The sequence below is a fragment of the Paenibacillus sp. ISL-20 genome (assembly GCF_018613005.1).
Taxonomy (GTDB): Bacteria; Bacillota; Bacilli; order Paenibacillales; family Paenibacillaceae; genus Paenibacillus_AQ.
In genome coordinates, this window is record NZ_JAGGRD010000037.1 from 67,713 (window position 1) to 84,756 (window position 17,044).

The 17,044-nt window shown below is 49.0% G+C and carries 15 protein-coding genes and 1 pseudogene; 2 read left to right on the forward strand and 14 right to left on the reverse strand.

Translation table 11 applies throughout. From position 1 onward, the window contains the following. Positions 1-28: 28 nt before the first annotated feature. The 5 genes from J7E85_RS22605 to J7E85_RS22625 all read right to left on the reverse strand — a co-directional run bounded on the left by J7E85_RS22605 (position 29) and on the right by J7E85_RS22625 (position 6,191). Entirely contained in the window at positions 29-916 is an 888-nt protein-coding gene (locus tag J7E85_RS22605) for a carbohydrate ABC transporter permease (RefSeq protein WP_076322487.1), read from the reverse strand. A gap of 10 nt (positions 917-926) precedes the next feature. Continuing rightward, positions 927-1,877 carry an ABC transporter permease subunit gene (locus J7E85_RS22610; protein WP_215161784.1) on the reverse strand — a complete coding sequence of 317 codons (951 nt, stop codon included), beginning with the start codon at positions 1,875-1,877 and terminating at the stop codon, positions 927-929. A 105-nt stretch (positions 1,878-1,982) separates the two neighbouring features. Next, positions 1,983-3,620 carry a type 2 periplasmic-binding domain-containing protein gene (locus J7E85_RS22615; protein WP_215161727.1) on the reverse strand — a complete coding sequence of 546 codons (1,638 nt, stop codon included), beginning with the start codon at positions 3,618-3,620 and terminating at the stop codon, positions 1,983-1,985. A gap of 200 nt (positions 3,621-3,820) precedes the next feature. Further along, positions 3,821-5,470, reverse strand: a complete 1,650-nt coding sequence (locus tag J7E85_RS22620) for a sensor histidine kinase (RefSeq protein WP_215161729.1) — start codon at positions 5,468-5,470, stop codon at positions 3,821-3,823. Then, complete coding sequence (locus J7E85_RS22625) at positions 5,439-6,191, reverse strand: response regulator transcription factor (RefSeq protein ID WP_251035957.1); 753 nt, start codon at positions 6,189-6,191, stop codon at positions 5,439-5,441. The genes J7E85_RS22620 and J7E85_RS22625 overlap by 32 nt, the downstream gene beginning before the upstream one ends. A 233-nt stretch (positions 6,192-6,424) precedes the next feature. On the opposite strand from J7E85_RS22625, the gene splB reads away from it, so the two are divergent. Then, positions 6,425-7,450 (forward strand): spore photoproduct lyase, encoded by a 1,026-nt coding sequence (gene splB / locus J7E85_RS22630; RefSeq protein ID WP_215161733.1) that lies wholly within the window; start codon positions 6,425-6,427, stop codon positions 7,448-7,450. A 118-nt stretch (positions 7,451-7,568) separates the two neighbouring features. On the opposite strand, the gene J7E85_RS22635 is transcribed toward splB, so the two are convergent. The 4 genes and pseudogenes from J7E85_RS22635 to J7E85_RS22650 all read right to left on the reverse strand — a co-directional run bounded on the left by J7E85_RS22635 (position 7,569) and on the right by J7E85_RS22650 (position 11,921). Continuing rightward, a complete protein-coding gene (locus J7E85_RS22635; protein WP_215161736.1) occupies positions 7,569-9,584 on the reverse strand; it encodes a bifunctional diguanylate cyclase/phosphodiesterase in 2,016 nt (671 codons plus the stop codon). Between the two features lie 374 nt (positions 9,585-9,958). After that, positions 9,959-10,132, reverse strand: a pseudogene (locus tag J7E85_RS22640) (winged helix-turn-helix transcriptional regulator); the annotation flags it as partial. A 5-nt stretch (positions 10,133-10,137) separates the two neighbouring features. After that, positions 10,138-11,529: a DUF5808 domain-containing protein gene (locus J7E85_RS22645; RefSeq protein ID WP_353049549.1), complete on the reverse strand. Its 1,392-nt coding sequence runs from the start codon at positions 11,527-11,529 to the stop codon at positions 10,138-10,140. After that, positions 11,526-11,921 carry a GntR family transcriptional regulator gene (locus J7E85_RS22650; protein WP_215161740.1) on the reverse strand — a complete coding sequence of 132 codons (396 nt, stop codon included), beginning with the start codon at positions 11,919-11,921 and terminating at the stop codon, positions 11,526-11,528. Before J7E85_RS22650 ends, J7E85_RS22645 begins: the two co-directional genes overlap by 4 nt. Before the next feature lie 187 nt (positions 11,922-12,108). On the opposite strand from J7E85_RS22650, the gene J7E85_RS22655 reads away from it, so the two are divergent. Further along, complete coding sequence (locus J7E85_RS22655; protein ID WP_215161742.1) at positions 12,109-12,522, forward strand: DUF2500 domain-containing protein; 414 nt, start codon at positions 12,109-12,111, stop codon at positions 12,520-12,522. A 149-nt stretch (positions 12,523-12,671) separates the two neighbouring features. Here the strand turns inward: J7E85_RS22655 and J7E85_RS22660 are convergent, their stop codons facing one another. The 5 genes from J7E85_RS22660 to J7E85_RS22680 are packed head-to-tail and all read right to left on the reverse strand — an operon-like array spanning position 12,672 to position 17,024. Continuing rightward, the gene (locus J7E85_RS22660) at positions 12,672-13,091 is read right to left on the reverse strand and encodes an OsmC family protein (protein WP_215161744.1); all 420 of its coding nucleotides are present in this window, start codon (positions 13,089-13,091) and stop codon (positions 12,672-12,674) included. A 31-nt stretch (positions 13,092-13,122) separates the two neighbouring features. Further along, complete coding sequence (locus J7E85_RS22665) at positions 13,123-14,124, reverse strand: ABC transporter ATP-binding protein (protein ID WP_215161746.1); 1,002 nt, start codon at positions 14,122-14,124, stop codon at positions 13,123-13,125. Beyond that, entirely contained in the window at positions 14,108-15,130 is a 1,023-nt protein-coding gene (locus tag J7E85_RS22670) for an ABC transporter ATP-binding protein (RefSeq protein WP_215161748.1), read from the reverse strand. Before J7E85_RS22670 ends, J7E85_RS22665 begins: the two co-directional genes overlap by 17 nt. Before the next feature lie 22 nt (positions 15,131-15,152). Beyond that, on the reverse strand, positions 15,153-16,058 hold the full coding sequence (locus tag J7E85_RS22675; RefSeq protein WP_215161750.1) for an ABC transporter permease: 906 nt from the start codon (positions 16,056-16,058) through the stop codon (positions 15,153-15,155). 15 nt (positions 16,059-16,073) lie between these two features. Then, on the reverse strand, positions 16,074-17,024 hold the full coding sequence (locus tag J7E85_RS22680; protein ID WP_215161752.1) for an ABC transporter permease: 951 nt from the start codon (positions 17,022-17,024) through the stop codon (positions 16,074-16,076). Positions 17,025-17,044: the final 20 nt, after the last annotated feature.

The window sequence follows — 17,044 nt, forward strand, 5'->3', positions numbered from 1 at the left end:
GCTAATATGCCTGACCGGCTGAGCTGTTCTATTCCTTCACGGCCCCCAGAACGATTCCGTGGATTAAGTAACGCTGCAGAAACGGATAGATGAGCAGAATTGGAATCATGGAAACCAGAATTTTGGCTGAGTTCAGGGTCGTGTTGGAAATTTTATTGAATTGCTGCAGCTGTTCCACCGAGAGATTCTGCATCTGGTCGCGCGTCAGACTGAGCTGCTGCAGATAGGTTTGAAGCGGTATTTTTTCGCTGTCATTGATCAGGATGATTCCGTCAAAGAAGTTGTTCCAGTGACCGACGATAACAAACAGGGTAATGGTTGCCAGACTGGGCATGGAAATCGGGATAAAGATCTTGAGCAGGATTTTCAACGGACCGGCACCATCAATGAATGCGGCCTCCTCCAGCTCCTTCGGAATGCCCTTGAAGAAGTTCATCAGGAGAATCACGTTGAAGACAGGAACCGCACCCGGCAGAACCAGTGCCCAGATGCTGTTGATCAACCCCAGCTTGCTGATCACCATATACCAGGGAACGATCCCGCCGCTGAAGAGCATCGTAAACACGATAATCCACATATATTTGTTTCTCGATCGGAACTGCGTGACGCTCCGCGACAATGGATAGGCCATGAGGATGGTCAATATCATGTTGATCGCGCCCCCAAGCAGCACCCGTTCCACGGATATTAGAAACGCCTTCCAAAACTTCGTGTCATTCAGTATCTGCCCGTAGGATGAGAAATTCAGCTCCACCGGAAAAAAGTAAACCTTGCCAGCATTAACAGCCGTGCTGCTGCTGACAGACACCATAATCGTATTGACGATGGGGGCCAGCGACACAAATGTAATCAGAACGAGCGCGAGCATAATCATCAGGCGGGATAGCCTTGAGCCCAGCGTTTTGGATTGAATCATGCTAACCCTCCTAGAAAATCCTGTACCCCGCATACCTCGAGGCCAGCCTGTAGGATATAACGATCAGAATAAAGCTGATGACCGATTTCATCAGTCCGATCGCCGTTGCGAACGAATACTGCATATTGATCAGACCCATGCGGTACACAAACGTATCGATAATATCACCTGTCTCATATACCAGCGGATTATACAGGTTGAACACCTGGTCAAATCCTGCATTCAGCACATTGCCGAGACTCAGCGTGCCCAGCAGGATGATCGTCGGAAACATGCCCGGCAGCGTGATATTCAGCGTCTGCTTCCAGCGGCTTGCGCCGTCCATTGCGGCCGATTCATACAAAGCCGGGTTAATCGCCGTCAACGCAGCCAAATACACAATCGTCCCGTATCCGAATTCCTTCCAGGTATCCGTCACGATGAGCAGCGGCCTGAACCAGTCGTTGCTTGCCAGAAACATGATCCGCTCCAGCCCCAGAAGCTCAAGGAAATTGTTAATCATGCCGTCAAAGGAAAAGATCATGGTCAGCATCGTACCCAAGACCACCCATGACATAAAATGCGGCAAATACACGATGGTTTGAATCGTGCTTTTGAAGAGCTTCAGACGCACCTCATTAAGCAGCAGGGCGAACACGATCGGTACAATCAATCCGAGAACAATCTTCCCGACCGCGATGACCAGCGTATTCACAAAAATCTGTTTGGCATCCGGCAGTTGAAACATATACGTGAAATTGTCGAGTCCTGCCCATGCGGAGCCGAATATCCCTTTCGCGGGGATGAACTTTTGAAAAGCCATGACCACCCCGAACATCGGCACAATCGAGAAAATGAACAGCATGACCATGCCGGGCAGCAGCATCGCATGATAGGTCATTTCGTCAAAGGTTCTTCGTTTCTTTTTCCTCCGGTATCGAACTTCCCGCTCTGAATTGACGGTTGTTTCCACTTGCGCCATCGTCCGCTCCACCTCCATCATGTCCCTGTCAGGACAGGCCTTATCGAATGAAAAGCCCCCGCGGATGACCACCAATAGCCCTCCGCGCCAAGGCTCATGCTTTCCTTATCTGCTGCTCATCTGGTTGACCTCTTCCGTAATCTCATCGCCGCCGGTACGCTTCCAGGTGTCCACAAACTTATCGAGTTCATCAACGGGGGCTTGGCCCATGATGATTTTCAATATCGTCTCTTCTTCGAGCTTTTGGAGGTTGGCCCACTTCAGCTTCATCGTCTCGGTGGTTCCGTAGAAGCCGGCAGGAATCACTTCCAGATTCGGATTGTTCGCTTCGCGTTGACCCTCGATACGGGAGAGGTATTCGCCATAGGTGTTCACATCGACGGCATTGCCTTTCTCCTTAAACTCCTGATATGCCTTGAAGGATACCACCCTGTCCTCCTGAACGGCCGAAGCATCCCCGGATTGATCCGCCTTCATCAGATCGTCGTAATAACGCTTCAACACGTCGTCATAATCCACTTGCATCGGAATTTGCGTCGGATCATTGTTCCAACGACTGGCATCGGTCAGCATCTCGTCCGGATGCTCTTTCTTGTAGTTAATTGCATCATCCGTTAAGGAGTACAGGAAATCCGTAGTCAGATTGACCGACTTCATGATCGCTTCGGGATGGGCAAAATCCTTCTTCACCACGACGATACCGCCGCCCACCGGATCCTGACGGATCGTTTTGAATTTGCCGTTGTCGTCTACCGGTGCCGATACGGCAACCCAGACAGCATCGGGATCTTGCTTGATCGAGTCCTTGTAGTTGGTGTAGCCGATCCACCATGGATTAAACAGCATGCCTACCTGACCGTTGATCACAAGCGCTTCCTTCTCTTCATTCGACCGGACGGCGAACTGTTTATCAATCAAACCTTCCTTGTACATGGCGCTCAGCTCCGTCAGCGCTTGCTTCATCTCGGGCTGGACCGAACCATATACAACCTGGCCGTCCTTTTCGATCCAGTTCATCGGAAAGGCGCCATGCGCAGCGAAAACCGGCGTAAAGTTCATGGCATTGGAATCCATCACCATTCCGACCGTCTTGCCTGTTCCCGAGGCGTCCTGCTCCACGAATGTTCTGGCGAGGTTCCATACATCCTCGACGGATTCCGGCATCTTCGCGCCGACCTTATCCACCCAGTCCTTCCGAACCCACAGCAGCTGGTGCTGGTTGCCGATATTCGTCATCGGAAGGCCCATGATTTTACCGTCGACCTTCACCTGGTTCAGCAGCAAGTCGCCATAGGAAGCGTAGATATTCTTGACCCCGTCGGATGCGGTCTTCTCGTACACCTCCGTCATATCGGCAATCAGGTCATTATCCACCAGTTGGTTGAAAATATCGCGGCTGACCAGCATAACGTCCGGCAGATCGCCCGTTGTCATCGATAGCGAGAGCTTCTGATCCATATCATCCGTCTCCCAAGCCACCTTGGCTTTCACATTCACCCGGTCCTCCACGTATCGGGTAGCCAAATTGTCCTCAATCGTATCGCCTGGTGGCAGGTTGTTCACATGATTGGTATTCCGGCCGATCGTAAATTCCACCGGCGTCTCATATTTTCCGTAAGGCTCATAATCCTGCTCTGAAATTTCCGGCTGCGCGTTATCACTCTTGCCCCCGCCGCAGCCGCTGAATACGACCAGCATCATACAGCTGAGCAGCAGACAAGCCATCTTTCTGCGTTTGTTCATCCTGTCATCCCCTTTTTTTCTCGTTTTGGTTGATAATCAAATTGTATGCGTTTTCAAAATTGGCGTATATGCAACATTTTTTGGATATGTATCACTTTTTTCATGACCTTCTTGTTCTCCACTTCAAACTACAAAAAAAAGCGGCTGCCTCAGCACACCGCTTTCATTACCAATGCTATGGACGGAATAACCTACGCTGTTCAGGAGGCTGGAATGACCATCGATACTTCCGTTCCGCTGCCTGACTCACTATGAATATCGAGTCCGTAATCCTGTCCGTAATACAGCTTGATCCGGTCATTCACGTTCCGAACGCCGCAGCCCTCGGTCTCTCCGGCCAGCAGCCTCGCCGCCTGCACGGGAGTCATGCCCACCCCGTTATCGCTGACGATTAGTTTAATTCCCCCTTCGACCTGGCTGACCCCAATGTGGATTTGGTAATGTGCCCCTCCTGCCTCCACAAATCCGTGTTTGATGGCATTCTCCACAATCGGCTGCAGAATAAAATGGATGACCTCGGTGTGTAGCACTCTCTCGTCAATATGATAATCCACATCAAACCGCCCATCATTCATAATAAGCTGCAAATCCAGGTAAGCCTTGATGTGCTGCACCTCATCCTTGATCGTTGCCATATGCCTCCCCTGATTCAGCGTCGTTCTATAGAACCGGGCCAATGCCGATACCATATAACTCGTTTCGATATCCGCCTTCTTCTCGGCCCTCCACCTGATAAAGGAGAGGGTGTTGTATAGAAAGTGCGGATTAATCTGATTGATCAGCTTGTTATATTCGCTTTCCCTCTTGGCGATTTCCGCTTGATACACCTGGGAGATAAGGCTGTTAATCCGTTTCAGCATTTTGCCGATGCCGTTGGTCAGCTCACCGAATTCATCCCTGGACGAGCTTTGGATAATGACATCCAGATTGTTCTGCTCCACCTTGTCTACCTTGTTCTTGATATGGATAATTCTGCGCGTGAAATTGTTGGAGATCACATAAATGAGCAGGAAGGTAATGATCAAGCTGAGGATCATGACAAACAACGTAATTTGAAAAATACCAAGCGCGTTGGCGTACGCATTCGTGTTCAGCAAATGGTAGTGAACCGTCCAGCCGTTGTTAGCGAGTGATCGGCTTAGGCTTAGCCCGCTCGGCTCCCCATCCTCCAAACCGGCAGATGCATCCGGCGCCTTGCTTTCCTTGAATATCACCCGCTGCTCAGCATCCTCGATATGAACCGCCACATGCTCCGACAGCTTGTCCAGGTCTGCAAAGATGCTGTCATGCTGAATGGAAATGACCATGAAATTGCTGTCCTTCGGATTGCTGATCAGCTCCTGAACGAGATAAAGCTTTTCCCCGTCCACAATCCAGCGCCTGCCCCGAAATCCATCGTACCAAGACTTGCTCTTAAGATCCCCGATCGGCAAAATATTGTCGCGAATCCCCAGCAGCTCACCGGAGGTATAAAAGGTAATGGTCTCAATATCCTCGTCCATCAGCCGGATGTTCGAGATTAACGGCTCCAGAATGTCACGGAAATCCAGGTACATATTAAAATAGTTCTCTTCGTAATCCTTAATGAAAATTTGGGATAAATCCCGATTCAGCACCATGAACTCGCTCAGCGTATTGTACCGGTTAATCTTGTAATCCATAATGTTCGCCACCTGCTCCAGGCTGGCTTCGGCCTCGCTCCGCAGTTCCTTCATCTGAATGCGGTAGGACTGAATGAAGGAGAGCAGCCCGAGCAGAAGAATGGGAATGAGTGCAATCACCAAGTGGGACAGCAGCAGCTTGTTGCGGAACCTGATATCATTGAACTTGTTCTTGATCCACCCGATCATGGAGCACCCCGCACTCTCTATACTGTATCGGACTCACGCCGAACTTGCTTTTGAACAGCTTGGCAAAATAGGAATGGTTATCGATGCCCACCGCTCCGGCGATATCATTGACTTTCATATTGGAATTCTGGAGCAGATGACTTGCCCGCCGCAAGCGGTAATCGGTCAAATACTTCGAGAAGTTCTCCCCAGTCTCCTTCTTGAATAAAATGCTCAAATACCCCGGCGACAGATATACATCATGGGCTGCATCCGACAACGAAATGTCCCGCTGATGATGATCCTTCACATAATCCTTGACCTGCCGGATAACCTTGGATTCCACCGTCTCCTGCTCAAGATCCCCCCCATAAGGACTGATCTGCGTAATATCCTCCATCACTTCCAGAAACTCTTCCCTGACAAGCGGCTTAAGCAGATAATTCACCACGCCCAGGCGAATGGCGCTGCGGGCATATTCAAATTCGTCATAGCCGCTGCAAATGACAATCTTTAGATCCTGCTGCATCTTTCGGGCTTGTTTGCTTAGCGCAAGTCCGTCCATCAGAGGCATTCTGACGTCGGTGATGAGGATATCAATCGCATTTTCCACCAGAATCCGCTCCGCGCTCATTCCGTTCTCGGCTTCCAGTACTTGAAAGGGAAAGCGGTACTGAGAGATCAAATCCTTAATGCCTTCTCTTTGAACGGACTCATCGTCAACAACAAGAACATTAAACATCATGAAATCTCCTTTGCTTGTGAAAGTATGAGGCTAATATAGGAAAATATAGGTTGTTATAAATGGTATGCCTGTTATGTCGTAGTATATCATAGAATTCCGAAAGGGCTTTCATAATCATGCTTAAGCCTGTGTATCCGTTTCTCCTTTGGATCACTTGAACTATGCATGATCATCACGACCGTTGCCAATCCTATACATCATATTCTTTATTTAGATGGGAGGGAGATTATTTGGAGCGTTTTGACCCGGAACTGGTCTTTTTTGAGCCGGATGCGTTGGAGTATCCGCTTGGGAAGAAGCTGCTAGCATGGTTTGAAGAATTAGGTACCCCCATTAAAATGACGACCTCTCACAATAGGGTGACCGGCATTCCAGGAGAATCGGAAACTGAAAAATACCGCAACGCCAAGAGAACCCTGGTTGTCGGGATCAGGAAAACATTGGACTTCGATACCTCCAAGCCGTCAGCGGAATATGCCATCCCGCTAACTACCGGATGTGCGGGACATTGTCATTACTGCTACCTGCAAACGACGATGAGTTCGAAACCCTATGTGCGGATTTATGTGAACCTGGATCAAATCCTGGATAAAGCAAAGGCCTATATCGCGGATCGGGCCCCGGAGATTACGCGTTTCGAAGCGGCTTGCACGGGGGATCCCGTATCGCTTGAGCATTTGACCGGAGCACTTGCCTATTACATTGAATTTATGGCCAAGCAGGAATATGGTCGACTGCGATTCGTGACGAAGTTCGCCAACATCGATTCCCTGCTGAATATCGATCACGGCGGCCATACCAGGGTCCGCTTCTCCATCAATTCCGATTATGTCATCCGTTATTTCGAGCCGGGCACCTCTTCCTTCGAAGAACGGATTGAAGCCGCGGGCAAAATTGCCGAAGCCGGATATCCGTTAGGTTTCATCATTGCCCCGATCGTCAAATATGACGGATGGCAAGAGGGATACTGGCATTTGTTAGAGAAGCTTCATGAGCGATTGAGCCATGTGGAGGTAAAGGATCTGACGTTCGAGCTCATTCAACACCGCTTTACCAAAACGGCCAAAAACACCATTTTAAAGCGTTACCCCAAAACCAAACTGAATATGGACGAGGAAGATCGGCAGTTAAAATGGGGGCGGTACGGAAAATTCAAATATGTCTATAAGGCCGAAACCGTCGAGGAGTTCCAGCAGTTATTCGAGAAGGGGATCCAAGAATATTTCCCGCGCGCGAAAATTGCCTATTTTGTTTAATTGCAGATACTTGAGGGGCCAGGCGAGGCGGTTATTATATGTCTCCAATAACAACAATAACGGACACCTCACGGTACCCGTTATTCGTACGATCCGTATCTATTCCATCTACTTTTCATCAGAGGGTCTCGATCTCTTCGGTTTTGTGATTATGATCGTACATCCAGACCTTAATCTCATCGATATCCATCGGCTTTCCGTAATAATAACCTTGCATGACGTGGCAGCCAAGTCCGGTCAAAAAGTCGATATGCTCCTTGTTCTCGACACCTTCCGCAATGACATCCAGATTTAAATTCTCCGCCATAAGAACGATGGCGTTGACAATGGCGCGTTTGCTGGGCGTGTCCAAATCACTGGTGAACTGGCGGTCCAGCTTTAAAGCATCAATCGGAATCCGGTCCAATAGCCCAATCGAGGAATAACCGGTTCCGAAATCATCCATGGAGACCTTAACCCCCAAGGACCTGATATTCCCAAGCTGGCGGATAATATCATTCACATCATGCAGCACCATGGACTCTGCTATCTCCAGTTCTAACAAGCGAGGTTCCAGATTCGCCTGATCCAGAACGTTTTGAATAAGCTCAAGCAGATTGTCACCATGAAATAAACGAATCGATAAGTTTACCGAAACCGGCTGGACAATCCCTCTCTCCTGCCAAATTCTGCATTGTTTGCATGCTTCCTCAAGCGTCCATCGGGTCATTGGTATAATCAGCCCCGTCTCTTCGGCAATCGGAATGAATTCAAGTGGCGATATCACGCCTAATCTAGGGTGCTTCCAGCGGAGCAACGCCTCGAATCCGACCAAGCGATCACTTTGCACATTCCATTTGGGCTGATATACAATGAAGAACTCCTTCAGCTCAAACGCTCGTTGCAGGTCCTTCTCCAATTCCATTTTGCGAACCTCTTGAAGACCCATCTCCTCGTCATAGAGGCATTGCTGATTCTTGCCCAGTCCCTTCGCTTTATACATAGCGGTATCCGCATTCTTCAGCAGCGTTGTACGGTCAGAGCTATGGACGGAACCGATGCTGATTCCGATACTTGCTGTCACATACAACTCGTTACCGTCGATATAGTACACGTTTTTTATTTGTTGGAGTATATCATTAGCTAAATGCTGCGCATACACCGGGTCGCTTTGCTTCAGCATAACCAGAAATTCGTCCCCGCCAATCCGAAATACCTGCTGGCCGCTTTGAATGAACCGACGCAGTCGCTTGCCTACTTCCTGAACCAGCAAATCCCCAACATTATGACCCAGCGTATCATTGATAGCCTTAAATTGGTCCAAATCCAGAAACAGGATCGTAATCTTCTCTGTCTTGGCATTCGTCTCAAAGAATCGGTTCATTTCATTCCGGTTAGGCAATCCCGTGATCGTATCCTGATAGGCCAGCTTTTCCAGCACATGCCGATCAAAGAACATCGCCCCCCAAGAAACCAACAGGATAGCAAAAATCGTGACCGTCACACCATACAGAAGCAGAAAATCGACAGACTCCGGCTGCTGTGTGATCATACCGACATGCGCATCAAACCGTGCAGCTTTCATGCCTGTATAATGCATTCCGCATACGGCAAATCCCATGACAACCGCCGAGCCCCACTTGAGAAAGCTGGACTTGGGATGATTCCGAAAACGGAGAAACAATAATAAAGCCGCATAGGAAGCTACCAATGCAATGATGGCGGACATTACCCAAATGCCGGGATCATAACTAATTTCGGCATGGATGACCATGGCTTCCATTCCCATGTAATGCATAATGACGATGCCGCTTCCCATAATGAAGCCACCAATGGCGATTTTGGACCAGTTAATGTTTTTGGGCATCGTGATATAAAACGCGATGAAGGAGGAAACCACGCTGACGAGCATCGACGCGATGGTCAGAAAAACATCGTACCTCACATTCATATCCATGTGCATGGCCAACATGCCGACAAAATGCATGGACCAAATGCCGCTTCCCATGACCATTGCGCCGCCGATAAGCCAAAAAAACTTGGATTTGCCGTTCGCATCCGAAATTTTGGATGTAATATTTAAAGCCGAGTATGAAGCAAGTATAGCAATCGCAATTGAAAGCCCCACAATATAATAGTTATAATGGCCGTCCATCTGAGCTGTACACACCCCTTTTGTGAGTAATTCTTAAGTCCTATGAAGATCATACGTTTCCTACCGGATAACGTTTCTATTAATTCACGGTGACTCGCCCCGGTGCATATCAGAGAAAAAGAAATCCTTATTTTCACGGCCTCCCTAGCCCTGTGCACTATATCCATATTATATCTATAGTAACTATTCAATTTCTCGACAAACATAGAAAGGGTTCGAACCGCCCGGATTTTAATGAGTCTAAAGCACTAAATATCCTGCGGATATCTGAGGTTTTCCTCTACCCTATAGAAATGATGAGCCACAACACTCTATTTTTAAAAATAAAAAAGCTACGGACCCTGATTAGGTCAGCAGCTTTATTTTGTCTGTCCTCAAGGTGTAATTACCTTTGATTTCCTATTCAAGTACTTCTCGCCCCATTCACAGATTTGGTCAAGGATCGGTTGCAGCGAAACGCCCATTTCACTCAGCTCGTACACGACCTTAGGCAGCACTTGATTAAAGACCGTTCGCGTGATAATCCCATCCTCCTCCAGCTCCCGCAACCCCATTACTCCCCCACCATCTCTCGCAGTTCCTCGAACAGCTCCCTGGTCTTCACTGGATCTTCTTCGTTATAGAAAATATACAACTCATCCAGCTTGAACTGGATATAAGGGGGATCGTTCTTGTAAATGTACAGCCTCGTTTTCCCGATGTCCTTCAGCCGAAAATGCCCACGGGCGTACTTATCGGTCGATTCACCATTTGTTTTGGAGCCGGAGGGCACGCTTTCCACAAGCGTTAACTGCTGAATGTCTGAAATGGGGAAATCATAAGAATACATCGGGTAACTAATCTCGATCCGTTGATCCGACGTGACGGTTAACTCTGGCGAAGTCATCTCGGAGCGGATGAGCATAAACGAAGTTCCGAAGATGACTGCCGCCAAGAGAGCGCCGGTGCCCCATACGATCATTTTTCCTATCGGAGTCGCTGTGTTTACGGTCTCTCCGACTCCCACTCGCTTCGTTACAAAGATACTTTTATCGTTCGGATTGTGGTAGGTAAAGCCATTCGCCCAATATTCATCGTCGTCCGTGTAGATGGTTTTGCCGTCACTTGCCAGGATCTCCTGCTCTTGGGTGTGGATTCTGCGATAAACATAGATCGCCAACCCTACCGGAATAGCCGTGAACAAGAGCATCATTGTAACCCATACACCGTTCATGGCCGCGTTCTCGTTCATAACCAACAAAAAGAGAATCAGGAAAAAGATATTTTCAAGAATCGCCACGAGCAGCCACAGGTACGAAACGGCTCGACGCCTCGCCTGATTCAATACGAGATTGACTTCACTGTTCAAACTGTACACCTTGGCCTTCGTTCTCCGCATCAAGAGGGATTTCAGGAACAGAATGACCGTCAACACCAATCCGCCAACCGTAACGCCCCACAACTGCGGGTCTTTGGACACGGCCCACAGCATCAGTCCGATCGACATAGCCCCTGGAATGAGAAACAGCCATGGAGAGGCTGATCGTTGATTCTTCCATTGCGTTACGCGCAGATCGCCCAGGATCAAGCGTTTGGTCCCGACAAACCATTCTTCCTCGCGTTTTAGTCCCAGCGTTTCGCGGAATGCCGTTCTGAACGGAAGCACCATAAAGACCATAAAAACCATAAGCCATACAAAAAAATAAATCATCTGGTACGCGAACCATGGGCGGAGAATGACAAAGGGGATATAGGCAGCCAGCATCCACACGCTCGTAAGGTTCATCCTTCTATTAAATCTCGCTTGAATGGCACGGATACCGTCGTGCTCCATCGCATGCGGCGGAAGGGTAACCGCAAATAACATGCCGTTCTTATATTTGGCCTGCGGTTTATATGTGGCAAACAATGCAACGTAACAGATGATGACGGTAATGGACAGGATTACGGTTAGCAGGGAGATCACCTCTCTTCATTAAGGTGCGGGTAGGCCATTCTGGAAAATATGTTGGAGCAAAGCTTCTGAAACCGGATGGGATCAATCCCCTGAATAGCTGCCTGCGCGATGATCAATTGAAGCTCTTCCTCCAACTGCGGCGAAGGCTCGGGGTTGTGAGGCTTAGGCGGGCTCACCTTGGCCCCATGCCGGCGGTCAACCACAATGTATCCCTCCTGTTTCAGAAGCGAATACGCTTTGTTCACCGTCATCGTGTTGATTCCAAGATCGTCTGCCAGTTGGCGTACGGTTGGCAGCTTCTCTTCCCTCGCAAGCTCGCCTGTAGCAATGCCGACGACAATCTGATTGCGCAACTGCTCGTATAGAGGAATGTCACCGGCCAGTTGTAAAGAGATGATCATCTTCAGGCACGCTCCTCTGCAAAATATTCCCTCGAAGGAGTATTATCTTATTGGATATTAAGTATTACTCATTATAATACAATCAATACTTAAATCGGAAGAGTAATCCCAAAATTCGAAACATTTTGATCCTTATTGCCGTACATATAACCAAAGAAAAAATAACGGACAGAGAGGAGTGCTGTAGATGATGCCGCAAGGGACGTCTTTTGGCGGAGGATTTGATTTTATGTTTACGCTGGTTCCCATTCTGATTGGAATTGTATTCGTGATTGTGATTGTGGGCTTCATCTCCAATGGCGCCCGTTATGTTAAGAATGCCAAGTCACCTCGCACGTCCGAGTTTGCCCGGGTTGTCTCCAAACGCATGGACATCCGTCACCACACCAATCATCACAACGGGGATAACGGCATGATGCATTCCAGCAATTCATCCAGAACGTATTACTACATCACTCTCGAATTTGATAATGGAGCACGGAAAGAATTCCTCGATGTCAAAAATCTGTATGGTCTTGTTGTGGAGGGAGACACCGGCTATGCCGCCATTCAGGGCGATTGGATCGTCGCTTTTGAGCGGGATGTGCGGCCGCAAACATAACTAGACGTGTTTACAGCGAAATAAAGATGCACCACGTACTCGTATTTCATTGCATGGCCCTTAAGAACAACAGCCATAGTCCGTAATCATACCGGACTATGGCTGTTGTTGTTGGGTTGGCTTGAAAGGTTAACATAGAAGCTTACGAGTTACGCATTGCTGCTCGTTTCGATGGGTTCATTCACTTCGATCAATTCGACGACGGCCTCGCTCTTCAGCGTATTGCCGATCGTGCATGCACGCTCTACGACGGACTTTAGCTTCTCCTTGTAGGCAGGCTCCAGGGTTGGCGGCAGCGTGACAAGCACATTGAAATGCGAGAACTTATTGCTTTTATCTTCTGCCTTTACCGATGAAACATCGATATGAATAGAGGATTTATCATAATCCACGCCGTCGTAATCCATTATTTTTTGGAGAGATATGGACACGCACAGCGCCAAAGACGCTTCCAGCAGTTCTCTCGGAGACAATCCGCCCTCCAAATTCGGGCCGTGGTTTCCTACGAGCTGAAACCCTACCTCGTTGAATATCTGATCCTGGCCCTCTACGATTTTTAACGTTGTCATGTTCTTAGCCTCTTTTCTTTTAGTCTTCGTTTCAGTATGAACGACTCTCATTAACAAGATGGCAAGCTACCTTCTGGTTGGGCCGAACTTCTCTTAAAGCCGGAACTTCTGTCTTACAGGCATCCGTTGCATAGGGACAGCGCGTATGAAAAACACAGCCGCTCGGCGGCGATAAGGGGGACGGAATTTCCCCCCGCAACATAATCCGATCCTTTAATCGGCTTCGGGTAAAGTCGGGTACCGCCGAGAACAGCGCCTTCGTATAGGGATGCAGCGGCTCATGGAATAGATCATCCGTTAAAGCTTCTTCCACGATTTTTCCGAGATACATAATGCCGATCCGATCGGAAATATAACGAACCACGCTGATATCATGCGTAATAAATAATAGCGTTAATTTCAATTCCCGCTGCAGATGCTTGAGCATATTCAAAATTTGCGACTGAATGGAGACGTCCAGTGCCGAGACCGGCTCGTCGCACACGATGATTTTCGGATTCATGATAAGCGCGCGCGCCAACCCTAAACGCTGGCGTTGACCACCTGAGAATTCATGGGGAAAACGGAAATAATGCTCCGGCTGCAGGCCCACGGTTTTCAAGATGTGAAAGACTTTTTCCTGACGCTCTGCCCTGTCTCCCATTTTATGAATAATCAGGGGTTCCTCCAAAATCGGGCCGATTCTTTTCCTCGGGTTGAGCGAAGAGAACGGATCTTGAAAAACAAGCTGTACGTCCCTGCGGAAATTCCGCATTTCCTCCCTCGACATCGTAGCCAAATCCCGGTCCCGGTATAGAACCTGACCTTGGCTTGCCGGGGTTAATCCTAAGATGGTACGCCCCGTGGTGGTTTTACCAGAACCGGATTCTCCAACAAGACCGTACGTTTCTCCCTCTCTTAATTGAAAGGAAATATCCGTTACGGCTTTCACATATCCCTTGGCGCCCCATAACTTACCGAAAGATCCGTACACCGGAAACTGCTTGTGAAGGGAGCTTACTTTTAAAATCGAATGATCAGCTGCTTGTTCCAACGGATTTCTCCCTCCCTTGCGGATCGTTTATGGCCTCGTAATGCCAGCACTTCACTCGATGGTCTGTAAGGGCCGTTCGCATCGGCGGCTCTGAGGTACGGCATAACTCATCGGCATAAGGACATCGTGTAGAAAAGCCGCAGCCCTGAGGAATATCCGTGAGAGAGGGCACCGTTCCCTCAATGACATGAAGCTGATCACTCCTGTCTCCTTCCAGCTTGGGGATCGATTGGATCAGTCCCTGCGTATAGGGATGCAGCGGCGTGTGAAACAAGCGCTCCGTAGGGGCTTCCTCCACGATTTGCCCTAAGTACATCACCTTCACACCCGTACAAATTTCCGACACGACACCCAGATCATGCGTTATGAACAGCACGCCCATGCCCATTTTGCGGTTCAAGTCTGCAATGAGCTCCAGAATCTGCGCTTGAATCGTTACGTCGAGCGCGGTTGTCGGTTCATCCGCAATCAAGAGGTTGGGCTTACAGGAAAGCGCCATGGCAATCATTGCACGCTGCTGCATTCCTCCCGACAGCTGATGGGGATATTCATCCACTCTCACTTCCGGAGATGGAATACCCGTCATCCGCAGAATCTCAATGGCTTGCTGACGGGCCTCTTTCTTGGACTTCTGCTGATGGAGACGTATGGCTTCACCGATTTGATTGCCAATCGTATATACGGGACTTAGGGAGGTAAGCGGATCCTGAAAAACCATGGATATTTTGTCGCCCCGGACCGCCCGCAATTTAGAATACGAGAGAGACAGCAGGTTCTGCTTCTCAAACAGGATCTCTCCCTCGTACTCGATCGCATCCGTATGGTCCAGCAGCCTCATGATCGATTGGGACATTACGCTTTTTCCGCTGCCGGATTCCCCGACAATGCCGATGATGTCGCCTTTATTCATGGAAAAACTGACTCCGTTTACGGCCGTCACTTTCCCCCGCTCGGTATGAAAATGCGTTTTTAGATTTTTCACTTCCAATAGAGGCTCGTTATTCATGAAAGTACCTCCAGCTTTATATTCATGACTTTCTCAACTTTTGCTTCACGCGAGGATCAAGCAAATCACGCAGTCCGTCGCCCAGCAAATTCAAGCTGAGGACAGACAGAACAAGCGTTGCTCCTGGAAATACAACCATCCACCATGCCTTGTAAATTACAAGCTTGCTCGCCTGCAGAATGTTCCCCCAGCTGGCTTCAGGCGCAGGAATGCCCGCTCCGAGAAAGCTTAGCGCGGCCTCGGATATAATGGCTTCGGCAAATACGAAGGTAGCCTGCACCAGTAGCGGAGATAGCGTATTGGGCACGATGTGCTGCCATATCATGCGCGTGGAGCTTGCCCCCTGGACATGCATCGCCTCTATGTAGGTTTGCTCACGCACCACCAACGCGGCCGAGCGAACGACCCGGGCAATATTCGGCGTGAACACGATGGTCAGCGCCGTGATGACATTTATGGCTGATGCGCCGAGTGCAGCCATTAAGGCAATGGCTAGCAAGATACCCGGAATCGCTATCAATCCGTCACAGATGCGCATGAGGATATGATCCAATGTTTTGTAGTACGTGGCGTAGACGCCGATAATAAGTCCCAGAGCCGAAGACAGCAGCGCTACCGCGAGTCCTACGCTAATCGACACTCTGGCCCCGTACAGAAGCCTCGTTAACAAATCCCGGCCAAATTCGTCGGTACCCAGCCAATGCTCAGCCCCTGGCGGCGTTAAACGTTCCACAACCTTCATGTCATACGGGCCATAAGATGTAATTAAAGGCCCGAGCATCGCCAGCATCACCAAAACAATAAAGATAGTCGCCCCGATCAACAGCCCATAGTTCGACCTCAATCGACGATATCCTAGTGCACGCTGCTCTTTTTTCAGCTTTTTACTGACTTGAGCGACGTATTCTTTTTCCTGAACAGTTGCCATCCAATAACACCTCTTTTATTTGCGTTCCAAACGAACACGCGGATCAACCGCTCCATAAAGCAAGTCGATGATTAAGTTGATGGTGACATACATGAGTGTGACGACAAGCACCACGCCTTGGATCACCGCAAAATCTCTTCTGGCAATGGAATTCAAGATCAATTGACCCAATCCGGGAATATTGAATATCGCCTCCACGACCACGGCCCCTGTCACCAAAGTGCCGAATGTTTGTCCAATAACGGTCAGAATAGGCAAAAATGCGCTGCGGAATGCATGTTTAAACAGCACCTTCATTTCATGCAAACCTTTCGATCTCGCCGTCTTGATAAAATTCAGGTTCAGAACCTCCAGCATGGACGAACGGGTCATCCGCGTAATTAGGGCCGCCTGTATGGTTCCAAGCGAAATGCCCGGAAGGATCAAATACTTCATATGTTCCCAGAGCCCGTTGCGCAGCGGTTCATATCCAGCGACCGGCAGCCACTGCAGCTTGACGCCAACAAACAGCATAAGGAACAAACCCAGCAAAAAACTGGGTAGGGCCATGCCCAGCAAGGATATCCCCATCAGCGTATAATCTGCGATGGACCCCCTCTTGTAAGCAGCGATAATCCCGAAGGGAATCGCCAGTATAATCGCGATAACCTGCGCCAGAATGGCCAACGAAAGCGTTGGACTGATATGCTCCGCAATGGCTTCGCTGACCGGCTGATTCATGAAGATCGAATCCCCCAGATCTCCCTTGAATACGTTAGCTACCCAGCTTGTATACTGTTCGAGAATCGGACGATCCAAACCAAGGTCCTGATTCAGCTTTTGTATTTCCTCCTGCGACGCCTCCATTCCCAATATCGCCGCCGCCGGATCCCCTGGTGTAATGTGGATGATCAGAAAAATAGCGATGGTGACTACGGACAGTACGGGAATCAGCGACAAAAGTCTTTTCGTAATATAAGCCAGCACTACAAATCCCTCATTTGTAC